The sequence below is a fragment of the Lutibacter sp. A80 genome (genome assembly GCF_022429645.1).
Lineage (GTDB): Bacteria > Bacteroidota > Bacteroidia > Flavobacteriales > Flavobacteriaceae > Lutibacter.
Map to the genome: position 1 here is coordinate 2,039,233 of NZ_CP092480.1, position 15,643 is coordinate 2,054,875.

9 protein-coding genes are annotated in these 15,643 nt (G+C 30.5%); all 9 read right to left on the bottom strand.

The window, feature by feature from the left end; genetic code table 11:
- Nucleotides 1–91: 91 nt before the first annotated feature.
- On the bottom strand, nt 92–2,392 hold the full coding sequence (locus tag MHL31_RS08595; RefSeq protein ID WP_240225524.1) for a glycoside hydrolase family 3 N-terminal domain-containing protein: 2,301 nt from the start codon (nt 2,390–2,392) through the stop codon (nt 92–94).
- Between the two features lie 28 nt (nt 2,393–2,420).
- Nucleotides 2,421–3,683 (bottom strand): glycoside hydrolase family 5 protein, encoded by a 1,263-nt coding sequence (locus MHL31_RS08600; protein ID WP_240225525.1) that lies wholly within the window; start codon nt 3,681–3,683, stop codon nt 2,421–2,423.
- Between the two features lie 134 nt (nt 3,684–3,817).
- Nucleotides 3,818–7,276, bottom strand: coding sequence for a hypothetical protein (locus MHL31_RS08605; protein ID WP_240225526.1), 3,459 nt, complete (start codon nt 7,274–7,276; stop codon nt 3,818–3,820).
- Nucleotides 7,277–7,350: 74 nt separating this feature from the next.
- Nucleotides 7,351–8,661, bottom strand: coding sequence for a glycoside hydrolase family 2 TIM barrel-domain containing protein (locus MHL31_RS08610; protein ID WP_240225527.1), 1,311 nt, complete (start codon nt 8,659–8,661; stop codon nt 7,351–7,353).
- A gap of 26 nt (nt 8,662–8,687) precedes the next feature.
- Nucleotides 8,688–10,223 (bottom strand): sugar porter family MFS transporter, encoded by a 1,536-nt coding sequence (locus tag MHL31_RS08615; protein ID WP_240225528.1) that lies wholly within the window; start codon nt 10,221–10,223, stop codon nt 8,688–8,690.
- A gap of 27 nt (nt 10,224–10,250) precedes the next feature.
- Nucleotides 10,251–11,738, bottom strand: coding sequence for a glycoside hydrolase family 30 beta sandwich domain-containing protein (locus MHL31_RS08620; RefSeq protein ID WP_240225529.1), 1,488 nt, complete (start codon nt 11,736–11,738; stop codon nt 10,251–10,253).
- A gap of 148 nt (nt 11,739–11,886) precedes the next feature.
- Nucleotides 11,887–13,005 (bottom strand): glycoside hydrolase family 16 protein, encoded by a 1,119-nt coding sequence (locus tag MHL31_RS08625; RefSeq protein ID WP_240225530.1) that lies wholly within the window; start codon nt 13,003–13,005, stop codon nt 11,887–11,889.
- Between the two features lie 86 nt (nt 13,006–13,091).
- Nucleotides 13,092–13,892: a hypothetical protein gene (locus MHL31_RS08630; protein ID WP_240225531.1), complete on the bottom strand. Its 801-nt coding sequence runs from the start codon at nt 13,890–13,892 to the stop codon at nt 13,092–13,094.
- Between the two features lie 27 nt (nt 13,893–13,919).
- The gene (locus MHL31_RS08635) at nt 13,920–15,629 is read right to left on the bottom strand and encodes a RagB/SusD family nutrient uptake outer membrane protein (RefSeq protein WP_240225532.1); all 1,710 of its coding nucleotides are present in this window, start codon (nt 15,627–15,629) and stop codon (nt 13,920–13,922) included.
- Nucleotides 15,630–15,643: the final 14 nt, after the last annotated feature.

Here is a 15,643-nt window from a genome sequence, read left to right on the forward strand (position 1 = left end):
ATAGTTAATTTTAATTTATTATGATTTATACAATGTTGACTGTTAACTGTAATCAATTCTGATTGTTATACTATTTTAAATAATTGATTTGTTAATTTTTGTAATATATTTTGTGTTTTAATAATTCCTGCGGATTTCCACCCACTAAAATTTCAAACTCGCCAGGTTCTATAACCCAGTTATTATCAATTCCAATACTTTCTAAGTCTTTAGTAGTTAACTTAAACTCAACTGTTTTTGCTTCACCAGCTTTTAAATTAATTTTATTAAAACGAATTAATTTTTTTGCATCTGGAGAAACTGTTGCCACTACGTCTTTTACAAATACTTCTACCGCTTCATTTCCTGCTCTATCTCCTGTATTTTCTACCGTAACTGAAACTTTAAATTCCTCTGAATTTGATAGCGTATCTTTATCTATACTTAAATTTGAATATTCAAAAGTTGTGTATGAAAGTCCGAAACCAAACTCAAATTGTGGGTAAAAACCATCGTATCCCCAACTTATATCTCTTATATCAGCTTTTTTATAATAATAAGGCAATATATTCCCTGTATATTTTGGGTACGTATATGGCAACTTACCACTAGGATTTACATCTCCAAAAATTATATCGGAAATTGCTCTTCCTCCTTCTTGTCCTGGCAAATAAGCCATAAGTATTCCATCAACTAAAGGTTCAATGTCTTTTATAATTCTAGGTCTTCCTTGTACTAAAACTAAAATAATTGGCTTTCCTGTTTTGGCTAATTTTTTAACCAACTCTTGTTGTATTTTAGGTAAATCTAATTCATTAATATCTGAAGGTTTTTCAGATGCTGGAATTTCACCAACACAAACCACAATATAATCTGCATTTTTTGTTTTAGAAACTGCTACATCTGAATTGATATCATCTAAATAATCTGTACCTGCTACAAACTCCACATTTTTGGCTCCAACTTGTTTTTTTACAGCATCTAAAATTGTAAGTTTAGTTGGATCGTTATATTTAGTTTCTCTACCTAAAAATGAACGAGACCAAGCACCATTTAACATATTTATTGAATTTGCCGCATAACCGGTTACCAATATTTTTTTGGTGGAAGACAGCGGTAAAATTTCATTTTTATTTTTTAATAAAGTTATTGCTTCACTTGCTGTTTTATAATTGGCTGCTATATGTTTTTCACTTCCAAATTCGGGATACTCATTTGGGTTGTTATAAGGCGTTTCAAAAAGATTTAAGTAAAATTTTAATCTTAAAATTCGGGTTACAGCATCATTCACTCTTTCTATTGAAATTTCACCAGTTTCTACTAATTCAACAATAAAATCTACAACATCTATATCATACGGATTCATTAATAAATCAATTCCAGAATTTACCGCTAATTTTGTAGCTTCTCGTTTATCTTTAGCTGATGCATGTGCCTCAACTAAAAATTCAACATCACTAAAATCTGAAATCACCACACCTTTATAATCCATTTCACCTTTTAAAATATCTGTGATATAATAAGTGTTTAAATGACAAGGAATTCCATTTACAGCATTTGAACTAATCATTATTCCCATTGCTCCGCCTTTAACGGCTTTTTCAAAAGGAGGTAAAAAATATTGACGTAAACTGTTTTCTGGAATAATAGCATTTGCTCTATCTTTCCCATTTCTACCTGCTCCATAACCCACAAAATGTTTTACACAAACAGCAGTACTTGTTGAGTTTTCTAAGCCCTTTTCTTGCGATCCTTGAATGTATGCATTTGTCATTTCTGAAATTAAATACGGATCTTCACCAAAGCTCTCTCCAATTCTACCCCAAAGTGGGTTTGTTGCAACATCTGCATTTGGATTAAAATTCCAAGGTAATGAGGCTGCTCTGGACTCATAAGAAGTTATTTCACCACCAATTCTAGAAAGCTCTGTATTCCAAGTAGCTGCAACAGCAATTTGATGTGGAAACATAACAGATCCATTTACATAATTTGCTCCGTGAATATTATCAATACCATATAAAATAGGGATTCCTAAACGCGATTTTTGCATTGCAGAATCTTGAATTGTTTTTACTATTTGATACCAAACTTCTTTTTCTGGTATAAACCCTGGTGTATTATGAATAGATCCTATTGCATAATCAACTATAAATTTTTTGAATTTATCTTTATTAAAATCAGCACTATCTTTTGGTTCCCAATAACCTCCTTTTAAAATTGCAGGTAAGCCAATATTTAGCATTTGACCGGCCTTTTCTTTTAAAGTCATTTTTGCTAAAATATTTGTTATTTTAGTTTCTATTTCAGCTTTTTTTACAGTCTCACTCTTTACATCTGTACTTGCAATTTGTTTATCTTTTGAACAAGATAAAAGTACCAAAGCTATTACTATTAACTGTGCTATTCTTTTCATTTTGAAATACATTAATTGCTATATTATTTTAATCTACTTTAAAACTCAATCCTTTTGTATATCCTTTATTAACAAAGTTATTTTTATAAAGGCTGTTTTCTAAGTATTGATTTAATGCGTTTTGAACTTTTAAAATATCAGGTCTATTTTCTCTAATTTTAGCAAAAGATGAACGATCACTTTCTGCATATTCTATAATTAAATGATAATCTTCTGGTTGATTAAAATTCATAATTCCTTTAGGGTTATTCATTTTTTTATAAGGCCAAAAGCACCAATTAACTTCATTTTTATCTAACAAAGTTCTAAAATCATTAACCCATTCATCAGTATTTTCTCCAGTTTCTCCAATATAAATTGGCACCTGATGTTTATCTCTAAAATCTATATAATCTTGAATTTCTTCTTGCTTCACATCAAACCAATATTTATGAAATTCGTACACAACATTAGAATCAACTAACTCTTCAAAAACATCAAAATTGGTACTCCATACAGATCCATTTAAAAATATTGTATGTTTTGCATCTACCTCCCTAATTTCTTTGATAATACGACTATACAATAAAAACAACTGATGGTTTAAATTGTCCAATTCATCTTCAAAATAATGTGCAATTGGCTCATTTACTAGATCGTAACCAATAATTACAGGTTCATTTTTGTAACGTTCTGCAATTTTCACCCAAATTTCGGTCATTAAGTCTTGAGAAGATTTACTTTTAAACAAATAAGGATATCCATAGCTATCGTCTATATTATCACCAGTTTGACCACCTGGAGCACAATGCATATCTAACAAAATATACAATTGCTCTTCTCTACACCAATCTATCAATCTATCAAAATACTTAAAACCAGCATTTCTTTCTCCCATATATAAATCGTCTGTAAACATTTTATAATGAAAAGGTAAACGCAAGTGGTTTACACCAATACTTTTTAAATATTTTATATCATTATGAGTTATATAATTATTTAAAAAACCTTTCCAAAAAACCTGTAAACTATCTGGACCGACTAATTCGTATAATAATTCATCAATTTTTCGAGGCGCATTTACTTGTCCCATTTTAAACATATAACCTTCTGGAACTAACCAATTACCTAAATTTGTACCTTTTAGGGTTATTTCGTTTCCTTGATCATCTACTAATTTTGTCCCTTTGGTTTTTACAAAGTTTAACGTATGCTCTATTGGTTTTTCAGTTTTTTCAGGAATATTTTCTTTACAAGAAAACATAGTTATTATTAATACTATTATAGCAATGAGGGGTAAGTATTGTTTCATATGTATATTTTATTATAACGATCACATCTGTTCGCTATCGATTATTTATGTAGCCTATTTAAGCATTTTTAGAATGCTAAACTTTTAAACAGGCTCGCTTTATTCTAATTATTTTATATTCTAAGTTTATTGATCTATTTTAAAATTAAAAAAACATGTATTTTTTTAACAATACCAGTTCTATTAAAAACATCTTGACTCAGTTTCTCATCTAATTCGAGAGTATCACTAGTTAGCACAGTACCATCTTTTAATTCAACATTTATGCTGTTTTTATTCGCTAATTCATAAATTATTGGCACCTGACAATAAGTAAAACACAATGATTTTTTTGGCAATGCAACTTCTTGTTCTTGTTGTGTTACATCTAAATATTTAAATTCACTTTCTACACTTAAAAACTCTTTCTTATTTAAAAGATCTGCTTTAAATTGCAGTTTTCCTTCATTAACAACAACACCTAATTCTCCAAACCTATTTAAGATATCCTCTTTTACTTGTCCGGTCATTCCTGGTTGTTGTGCTCCTTTACCTGCTGGCGTGTGAGAATATGGGTCTGTAGGAAATGCCCCATATAATTCTGGCGATTTATGCACTCCTATTCCTTTATTTATTAGATAATAATGTGCTATTAGCTTATCAATAATTTCAGGATTTTCCTTAGCTTCAACAGCCTGTACACAAACTTCTTGTACAGCTAAAGCTAATTTTGAAACCATATGCCAATAAATAGAACCTAAACCTTCATAACCGAAAAATGTTCCAGATCTACCTGTAAACTCTTTATGATTAAAGATATCTTCAAAAACATTTAACAATTGTTTTTTATCCTCTTCTACTAAATTTTGATATGAATTTGGTAAAGAAGATAGTGCACTTTTTAAACTATTAGCATTGTTGAAATTTCCATTAAAATGATAATTACCATCACAATCTTTCTCTATAATTTGTGAATTGTTATCTTTTAAAAGTTGTTGAACTAGCTTAGAGTCTTCAATTTTATCTGCTGGAATATTATTTTTATCAACAAACCTAGAAAGTTCTTTATTTGGATATAATAAATAACTGTACTGATCTTTTCTGTATAAAGCACTCTTTTTTAAGCTATCTAAAAGTTTTAAACTATTTTCAGAAGAAATATAACCAGAACTTAATGCCGCAACCTGACCTTCTAACATTTCAGGTAAATAAGAAATGGAAATTTTATGATTAGTAATGCTTATTAAGTTATAGCTATGGTATAAATTATCTTCTCTTTTGTTAGCATCAATAGAGTGTTCTAAAAATGCAATAGTATTTAAAATAAAGTTTTGCAAATCACTTTTTACAACAACACTCTTATTGCTAGAAAAGCCTTTTTTATAGATTGAAGCCCTATAATTTCCAGCAGCACTTCCAAGTTTATCTGCTATTTTTTTTCTATCCGAATCAGAAATTACACCTTCTAATAAACCTTTATTTTTTTCAAAAACACTTGCTAATTCACTTAAAAACAAGGCTAATTCTTCCGAAATTTCTACATCGGTTAAATTTGAATTTGAAACAATTTCATTAAAAAACTTTAAAAACCGTCTTAAATGATAAAGCGTAACCATTGAAACTCCATTACCTACAAGTGCATTGTTAGCATCGTTCCATTCTGGTCTTTGTGTATTTAACCAAATTCCAGCCTCAGGAATAAAGTTAGAAACTTTCACTAAAACTGTTGCCAGTAATTTTTCAATAAGGTTTACTTTATAAATAGTATTGTTTTGATCTAAAAGCAAAGCGCCATCAGCTCCAATTTGTGTTTTTCTTTCTCTAATTTTTTTATCTAAATCAAAATCAAAATCAATAGTATCTTTTGGGTTGCTTACAATATCCTCATAATTTTTAATTTTATAAGGCACATTGGCATAAACAAAAATAGTTTCTTTAAAATATTGAGATATTTTTTTAGGATAATGTTTTTCAATAAATTCTAAAAATTTCAACAAGTAAATAAGCTGATGATCTCCCCAATACCCAATAAATGACCAAGGATCATCTGGCTCTACAATTTCCCAATCAAAACCACCTTTTGTTACACGGTAAGGATTATAACCTTCAAATGTTGTTGCATTTAAAAATTTAAAAATCATATTTTCAATAAAGGCAGGATAAGAATGAGCTAAAGCTTCCCAGTTTTGAAAAATATCTCTCCAATTACCTTCATAATCCAATATTTTTGATCCATCAATTTCACTTCTAGTATTTATAGAAAACTTATTCCAAGGTCTACTTGGATCTCCGTGTCTTCTACTAAATTTTAATGGAAGGTATTCAGCACAAAGTCTTTTAAAATCTAAATCATTATTTTGTTGTGATTTTTCCTGTAAAAATTTAAGCGAAAATACTTCAGGAAAATCATTTAAAATTAATTCTTGGTTCGTATAAACTTGCTTATTTGCATTTAAAATATACTTTTTAAAATCCTTTAATTCAATTGTGTAGTTTTCGTCAAAAATACCTCCACGCATATTGTTAAAAAGCACATTTGCAAAATGCCTAGTATCTCTTAAACTATCTTCAGTTACTTGTAGACCATCTGCATTACCCGTTAATTCAATTAAATTCTGGGTACCTAAATCAATATCTTTTTTGACTGAAATTAATAAGTCTTTTGGTTTTTTTAATTGTTCTGATATGTTAACTATAGCAGAAGGACCTTGATTTACATTTGCTGCTAAAAACCAGCTTTGTACAGATTTAGAACGTAATTTAATTTCTGAACTAACAAAATAAGCTCCTTTTTCGGCTCTTATATCGTATTCTTGTTTAATTTTTTTCCCTTTTCTATACTTATCTAATTGTAATGAAGATATTAAGTAAGTTGGATTTTCTAAGCCTATAGACCAAGCTATTGTTGCTTTTAAGGCTTCACTAGGCTCTGCTTTATCAACAATAACAGCGCTTAGTGCATAAATACCTAAACCAATATTTGCTTCTAATTCGCTTTTTTTATAAGCATCTACCAAATTACTTTTTCCATTTTGCATCTCAGCTTTTACGCCATAAGGCACAATATTTTGAAAGCCGTCTAGTACACTAATTTTTAAATCTTTATCAGAACTATTTATTAATGTAGATTTTTTTACAAAACCAAAAAGATTACTAGAGCTCCACTGATACCTGAAAGTTAGCCCTAAATCTTTATTTTTTTCTTCGAAAATTATTTTATTCCCAAACCTATTTTTATATAAGTTTCGTTGTATTTTATAAATACCTTCATAATTATCTGAAAAAGGTTCCCAAAGTAATATTTTCTTTTTTTTATGAATTTTAAAAATAGTTTTACTACCTGTTATATTAGAAGATTCTGTTATTTTATCATCAGTATAATATGGAAATAAGGCATTATCGCTATCTTTTCTTCCTGCGGTTAAACCTCCGTTGCTTGCAATAAACATCCAATGGTTTGAATCGCTAACTATACTCATAAAAAAAGGTCTCATTGTATTACTATTGGAGATTTTGTAATACGTTTCTCCTTCAATAACTACAGTTGTACCTTTTACTTTTGTTTTTTTATTTAAAACTTTATTAGATCCTATGTAAACAGACTTATGACTCATTATCACTATTTTTAAAATAAAAACCTCTAAAAATTTATGTTTAAAGAGGTTTTTACAATTTACTTATTATGAACTTAATTAACTCTAAATGGAATATTAGCCGTTGCAGCATGTCCAAAACTATCATCGGCATAAACAAACAACCTATAAACACCACTTTCTGGGGCTTTAAAAGTAACTTTTCCTTCCTCTATATTTTCAAAATTAATTTCAATTGCTTCTGGACGCTCTTCATAATCTCCTCCATCTCCTAAATCTGTACTTTCTGGTAAAATTTCCCATTTATAATTTATAGGGTCATTTTCAAAATCATTAATTTTTAAAATAGCTTCATAAGTTTTACCTTGTTCTAGATTCACATTTTCATAAGCTGTGTTACCGTTTAAAGTAAATGACACTATTTGAGGAGTTCTATTTTCTGGCCATTTATTATTCCAGATTTTATGCATTACATCAACTGACTCTGATTCTTTTCCATCTTCAAAAAATATTCCATACCAGGTAGGCGTTCTTTCTTGCTTGTTTCCCCAAAGAAAAACATACGATCCAATACATTGTAAAGTATCTGCTTCTATACCTCCTTTATATCTTTTTAAATAATTTGCAGCTTTTAAGGTGCTATTTTCTTCTATAGGAGCTCCCCATTCTGTTTTAGGCACTTCCCAATGTCCGGTTGCTCCCCATTCTGTAACCATATAAGATTTTTCCCAACCAAATTCTTTTATAAGTTTCGGTAAATTTGGTAAATCGCCATACATTTGAACAGATAATATATCGATATCTGTACATCTTTCTTTAATTAAAGAAATTTCTTTTTGTGAAATACCCGCTAAAGTTGTTGTTGTTAAATGATTTGGATCAATTTCATGAATCATTTTAGAAATATCATTTACAGCATTCCAAACTTTAGGATTTGTAGCTCTTAAATTTAGTTCGTTTCCAATTGCCCAAATCATTAAAGCAGGATGATCTTTTAATTCTAAAACCTCTTCTCTAATGTTTTCTAGTTGTTGTTTTACAGCAACCTCATCATCATAATCAAATCCGTGACGTTCTCTGGCAACTTCAATACCCATAGTTACCATTAATCCATGTTTATAAGCTTCATCTAAAACCTCTTTACCACTTCTTTGTCCGTTTTCTGTTCTCCAGGTTCTAAAAGAATTCCCGTTGTGTTTTGCCAACGCTTCAATATTACCAAACTCTAAACCTGCACCATCAATATAGAAAGGCTTATTGTTAACTAATAATTGATATTTACCATTTGTATTAGTTAATGTTACTTTTGCTGGTCCATCCATTGCTTCACTTTTATTTTTTGATTGCTCAGTTTTGCAACCATAAATTAATGAAATACAAAAAATAATTATTACTATATTTTTCATTTTTTTGATTCTAATTTAATTCTTAATTATTTTACTAATTCAAGCTCAATTTGTTCCAATGATTTTCCTTTTGTTTCTGGAAGAATTCTAAAAAGAATAAAGAATCCTATTGTTGCAATTACTCCAAATATTAAAAAAGTCATCGCATTTCCAAAAGTTGATAATTCCCAAGGGAATATTTGTTGAATTAACCAACTCACAAATGAGTTTACAAAACCTATGGCTCCAATAGCCAAACCTCTGTATTTTATTGGATATAATTCTGAAAGTAACACCCACATAACAGGTCCTAATGAAAACGCAAAACAAGCTATAAAACCTAAAATACCAACTAAAACTATTACTGGATTCATATCTGTAGCAGCTTCTAAAATAGCTCCTTCATTTTTAGCATATACCTGATTTCCAAGAGCTGATTTCATGTCGTTTTTAAAATCTAAATCGTTGGAATATTCCTTATTTTCAAAAGGTGTTAATAATGAATTGTCAAAATCTTCAAAACTTGTAATTTCTTGAGGTGTTAGTTTGTAAGTTGCTTGACTAAATCCGTAACCACATAACAACAAACTAATTGCAATACCTCCCATTCCAACTAAAAGTAAAGGTCGTCGCCCCATTTTATCAATTAACAAAATAGCAACAATGGTAAATAATACCGATGTAAAACTTAGTAAAACACCTGAAGAGAATGCTGCATCTGTTCCAATACCGGTTTGTTTAAAAATTGAAGTCGCGTAAAAATAAACAGCATTAATTCCTGTAATTTGTTGTAAAACACCAATTGTTAACCCAACAATTATAATAAATCTTAATGAAGGTTTTAGCAACTCTTTAATTGATACTTTTGATTTACTTTCTTCTTCTTTAACATTTTCTTCAATAGATTTTATTTCTATTTCTGCTTGTTCTTTTCCGTGAATAGATCTTAACACATTTTTTGCTTCTTCTATTTTACCAATAGCAAATAACCAACGAGGGCTTTTTGGTACTAAAAACATAAAGAAAAAGTACAAAACTGCAGGTACTAATTCAACTCCCAACATATATCTCCATACATTTTCGTCGGTAAAAAAAGTAGAACCTTCAGAGTTTAAATAATTCAAATAATAATTACTTAAAAATGCTGCAAAAAATCCTAAAACAATGTTTAATTGCTGAATAGAAACTAATTTACCTCTGCTTTCTGCAGTTGAAATTTCAGCAATATATGTTGGCGCTAAAATTAAAGCTGCACCAAATGCAAAACCACCAAGCATTCTAGCAATGTACATCATTTCATAAGACGTTGCATAAGCCGATGCCAATGCAGAAACTGCATAAGCCAAAGCGACACCTATCAGAATTTTTTTTCTTCCAACAATATCACTTAATCGACCAGAAACTAACATCGCAATCATGGCCGCAAATGATGGAGAACTTACCACCCAACCCATTTGACCATCAGTTAAATTAAATTCAGGACCTGCATAAGACATTACTCCTGAAATAATTCCTGCATCAAATCCAAATAGAAACCCTCCTAAGGAAACTACAAATGCTATAAATACTAACTTTTTTGACATGTTAAATTCTTTTAATAGTATAATTAATTATTTCAACAATAGTGTTTCTATTGCATGTGCAGGCATATCTAATGTCGCGGTTTTTGAACCAATAGTTACTGTATAAGTTAAAGGTTCGCTACTCTGGTTCATAGCAACTATAACAATACTTTTATCTTTATTTATAAATGCCGTAGTTAATAATTTGTTTGCACTAGACACACTAGAAATTCTTTTGGCTCCTGGTCTAATAAATTTTGAGAAATGACCAATATAATAGTATGAATTTGTAAAGGTAAGTTCACCTGTTCTAGTATCTCCATGGACTGGAGAAAAACATAAATTACCTACATGGTTTGGACCACCTGTTTCATCTAATAAAATATTCCAATCGGTCCAAGCAACAGTTCCATTATTAAAATCGTTGATCATTGATTTTCCATAACGTTCTGCTAATTTTGGGTCTTCATTTACAATTCTACTTAAATTATAAGACTCTGTACAACCTTCTGTAAATATTAGATTTTTATCAGGATATGCCTCATGAACTTTAGCTACATTATCAAACATTGGAACTCCATCTTTCCAATCTTCATACCAATGAAAACCAATACCCCAAACATATTTTGAAGCATCTGGATCATTTAAAATAGTACTTGCTCTTTGAAATATTAAATCACGGTTATGATCCCAAACAATAATTTTTTTATCTCCTAAACCTTCATTTTCCAATGTTGGACCTAAATGATTTTTTAAGAAATCACGTTCTTCTTCAGCAGTATAAATACAAGACTCCCAAATTTGAGTTGCCATTGGCTCATTTTGAATTGTTAATCCCCAAATTGGAACTCCTTCTTTTTCATAAGCTTTTATAAATTTAGCATAATATTTTGCCCATGATGCTGCAAACTCAGGTTTAAGTTTTCCACCATTTAACATATTATTATTTGTTTTCATAAAGGCTGGTGGACTCCAAGGACTCACATACATTTTTAATTTTCCTCCTGCTGCTGCAATTGCAGATTTAATAAATGGTAATCTAAATTCTTTATCGTGACCAATATTAAAGGTTTTTAGTTCAGCATCACCCTCTTCAATATAAGTATAACTTTCACTACCAAAATCACTACTATGTATGGTTGTTCTAGATAAAGAATATCCTATACCCTTATCTATACTGTAATAAGCTTCTAAAAATTTTGCCTGATTTTCTTTAGTTAATTTATAAAATGTTTCTGCTGCTGCATCTGTTAGTGATGCTCCAATACCTACAAAAGTTTGAAATTGTTTTGTTGGATCTACTAAAATAGAAGATTCTGTTTCTAAAGGTTGCTTAAAATCTGAAAATTCAATAGTACCGGTTGGTGATAATTTAAATTCAGAATTGTGAGCACTTGTAAATACTTGTAACGTATTACCAAATTCAGTTATTACTTCTGTTGTAACTTCTTCTACTGATTCTGATTTTGTATTCTCTTTTTGAACACAAGAAGAAAACAAAGTTATCAACGTATATGCTATAAATAATTTTCTCATTATTTTAATATATTATTTTCTATTATACATATTGCTTTATATCCTTTTCAAACAACACAATATTTTATTTTTTAATGATTCAATATTTAAGTAAATTATAGCGCTTGAAAATCGATAAAACGAATATTATTACAATTCTAATTTACTCTTATTGATAAACCCTTACATAATCAACTATCATACTCGATTCTGTAAAATTAGGATCTATCTCAAACCAACTACCTCCCATTGCTACATTTAATATTAGAAATTGATCAGCTGTGTATGGCCAGTTTTCATCATTTTTAGTTGCTGGACTATACGTATAATGCACTTTATCATCAACTGAAAAAACAATTTCCTCATCATCCCATTCTACTGTATACACGTGAAACTCATTAGATACATCTTCTAATAATTGTGAACCATGATTTGTTGTACTTCCATAACTAGAAGGTGTGTGTAAAGCACTTTGTACGGTACCATGATTGTAACCCCAGTGTTCCATAATATCAATTTCTCCACAAGCAGGCCAACCGACAGTATCTATATTTGCGCCTAACATCCAAATTGCTGGCCAAGTTCCACTACCAAATGGCAACTTTGCTCTTACCTCTACTCTTCCATAAGTAAACTCAAATTTATCTTGAGTTAACATACGGGCTGAAGTATATTTTGCCCCTTCATAATTTTCTTTAATTGCTGTAATTTTTAAAAAACCATCTTCAACAATAACATTTTCAGCTCTATCTGTATAATATTCTTTTTCACCGTTTCCCCAACCATTATCTCCAGTTCCAATATTATACCCCCATTTAGAATCATCTGGACTTCCATCAATATCAAATTCATCAAAGAAAATCAAATTATCAAATGGTGCACGCTGTACTGTTATTTTAATTTGTTGAAATGTATTTATAGTATCACCTGTTTTAGAAAAAGCAATTACTGAAACAATATAATTATTTGTACCTCTATCGGTATACTGATACTCTACAGAGCCTGATGTATTGGTAATTTCATCTCCATTACCAAATTTAAACTCATATTTTACTGCATCTGTAGCAGAAGCTGTACAATAAACAACTCCCGTACCATCACCATTAGGATTTTCTGAATCTAAACCAACAATATCGATTGTTAATAAAAGATTTGAAGGAGTGATAACTTCAGGATCTATTACAGAATCAAGAGAGCTATCATCTCCTTCACTTCCACAAGAAATAATAATTATCAGTATTAATCCTACTAAAACATTTAACTTACTATTTTTAATAAAGTCTAACATGTTAACTAATTTATTAGATACTATTAAAGAGTTAAAACAACTGTTTGTAGGAAACTCGATAATTAATTATTCTTCTATTTTATTATTTATTCAGCTTTAAAAACCCAAGTCCAACCAGTACCACCAGCATTATTAGATAAATACAGTACCATTTGATCTTCTGTTAATGAAACTATATCGTAAATTCCTTCTGGATTTCCTCTTGGTTCTTCGGCTCCTAATATATTACTACCTATTATTTGTAATTTTTGATTTGCAACATCTAATACAAAGCTACCTGCTTCACCTGTTCCTGAAGAAGCATCTGCATAATAAGTAAAGTTAGCTGCTCCATCTAAATCAAAATGCATTTTACCTGCTGCATCTACAGGTGGACAACAATCTCCTCCTGCATTCCACCAAGCACCCCAAGCTCCATCTATATTTCCTGGTGCAGACATAAACCACCACATTCTACCATCTGGATTTGGGCCTCCATCAAACACCCAAGTTTTTCCTCCAACTGTATCTTCACTTACCAAATTATACCAATCTTGATCTAATTCGTGATCTAATTGATCTACTTGAACATCTATAGTTTTTGTAAAAAACTCTTTTCCTAATGTACCTGTAAATGTAAAAGTAGCAGTTCCTGGTATTGGATAAATAAATGTAATTTTATCTGTTAGTGCTTGACCTAAATTATAATCCCAATATCCATTAATACCTGGAGTTACAAGATCTAAAGTAATTTCATTTCCACCTGGAGTACTCTGTGTAGCTGAAAGTTCCACTCCGGCAACATCTGTAGTATTTTCCAGTACATCTTCGTCAACTATTGGTTCACAAGCTGTAAATATCAACAGCAGTGAAGCAATAAAAAAACCTATTATTTTATTAATTTTCATATTTTTAAGTTTATAAGTTTATAATTATTACCAGCCTGGGTTTTGTTGGTAAACTCCATTACTTAAACGTACTTCCGTTTCTGGTATTGGAACCAATCCTTTTGTTTCTGATCTATAATTTACACTATAGGTCGCTGGAATCCCTGAATTGGTAACATCTATGGTACCATTAAAAGCAGTTTCTACATCTCCCCATCTTACTATATCAAACCAACGTAAACCTTCAAATGCAAATTCGTGTAAACGTTCTTGTTTTATAGCATCTAATGAATATCCTACTGCTGGTAAACCTGCTCTTGCTCTCACTGCATTCATACCATCAGCTGTTCCTGTAATTTCTGAGTGCATTAATAATACATCAGCAAAACGCATAAATATAAAGTCTTGAGCGTGCATTAATTGCATATCTGTGTTTGACCAATCGTATAATTGTACAAACATACCTACCACAGTTCCTTCCTCATCTGGATATTGGATAGATGAATACTTCTTATTAAATAAGCCTGTTTCGTGATCTCCCTTACCAGCTTCAAAAGATGCTGTTCCTTGGTCTGCTTCCCCAGTTTCTAATATTGATCCTTGTTTTCTAGGGTCTGCATCATCCCAATTATTATATAATGTTGGGTTTACTGTACACCATCCCCAACCTTGACCAAAAGGAGTCATTGAATTATCTCTTATTCCTGAGTATAAAACATATCTATTTGTATAACTGTTTCCATTACTCCAACCCCAATCTCCAAATGAAAATCTTTGCACAAACATTGTTTCATAATTTCCTGTACCAAAAGTTGGTGAGTGACCATCTTGACCTACCCAAGATAGACCTTCAGTTTCAGCCCAAGGTAAAACAGTACTTCCTGCAGATTGATTTACATAAGAATATGGCCATAAATTTCTAAAATCACTTGCTAAAGCATAACCGCTATTTTGAATACAATCCTCTAAATATGCTGATACATCTGATGCACTTAATGAACCTCCATCTGCTAATGGTAAATCGCTTGTAGCTTGTCCTTCTATGTTGGTCATATAACCTGTATAGTACAAGTAAGCTCTTCCTAAATATGCTTGTGCCACCCATTTATTAGCGTGTCCATACTCTGATGTAGAAATTTCCGTAAATGATTTATCAGGCATAGTTTCTATAGCTAACTTTAAATCTGATGCTATTTGAGCATAAGTTTCTGTATAAGTAGCTCTTGCTACATCTTTTGGATCATCGATTGCTATAATTAAAGGTACTCCTCCAAAAAACTTAGCCAATCTGAAGTAAAAGAATGCTCTCATAAACAAAGCTTCTCCTATAGCTTGATTTTTAAATGCTTCTGCTTCTTCTGTACTAGCAAAAAATGTAGAAAAATCAGCTGTAGCAGTTTTTTCAATTATGGCATTAGCTCTTGCAATACCGTTATAAGATTGTGTCCACATATCTCTATACGTATCTTCATCAGGATCTTCGAAATTATCAACATATTTTGCTGATTTATCGTCTGGTCCCCCACCTCCTAACATCATATCTGATAATAGATTGGCAGCTACAGTTTCTTCACTATGAACACCAGGTGTATAAATTGCATTATATACTCCAGCCATAGCTTCTTCAATATCTGTTGGTGTGCTATAATAAGTATCTAAACTTTTACCGTAAAGGTTATCAGTATCTAGAAACTTATCACCACAACTTGTTGTAATAACCATTGTGACAATAGCTATAAAATATTTTAGTTTTTTCATAATTTACTTTATTT